This window comes from Vibrio sp. 2132-1 (assembly GCF_033344315.1).
Genome location: NZ_JAWPON010000623.1, coordinates 1 through 577 on the forward strand (window position 1 = coordinate 1; position 577 = coordinate 577).

Here is a 577-nt window from a genome sequence, read left to right on the forward strand (position 1 = left end):
TGGATAGAACACCAACCCGGCATTGTCCGCCCGCGCCGCGATGGTCGCATCGAGCGCCTCGGGTGTGCTGATCCCGCAAATCTTGATTTTCGCGGGCATGCGGTCAGTCGGGGTTCTGGATCAGCCGCACCAGCGTGCAGTCGGGATCGATCAGGTAGCCGATCCTCAGGCCGCTCGCCTCCAGTTGCGGAGCTTTGAAGCGCGGCCAGCCGGTGCTTTTTTCCTCGGCTCCCGCCGCGTTCACCAATGCCACCATGGCATCGAGCTCATCCAACCGCAGGCAACAGCCGAACGAGCTCGTAGCTGGGTCGAGGTCAGGATAGGGGAAGAATTCGAGCTGCAAACCGCCGCGCTGCAGGATCATCCAGCCGCGATCCTTCCAACTCGTCGCAAAGCCCAGCTTCGCATAAAACGCCTCTGTCACATCGAAATCGCGCGATGGCAGATTGGGGGTGACGTGGTCAGCCATGGCTCAGCGCAGCTTGTCGGCCATGCGGGCCGTATGAGTGATTGCGGCGCGGCTATCGGGGGCGGAATGGCTCATCACGATCATGCTGGCCTTGGGGAACGCCGCACC

The 577-nt window shown here is 62.6% G+C and carries 1 protein-coding gene and 1 pseudogene; both read right to left on the minus strand.

Annotated features, from left to right (window positions below; all coding sequences use genetic code 11):
- Positions 1-103: 103 nt before the first annotated feature.
- Positions 104-469, minus strand: a complete 366-nt coding sequence (ble, locus tag R8N47_RS27030; protein WP_318186345.1) for a bleomycin binding protein Ble-MBL — start codon at positions 467-469, stop codon at positions 104-106.
- Positions 470-472: 3 nt separating this feature from the next.
- Positions 473-577, minus strand: a pseudogene (locus R8N47_RS27035) (NDM family subclass B1 metallo-beta-lactamase); the annotation flags it as partial.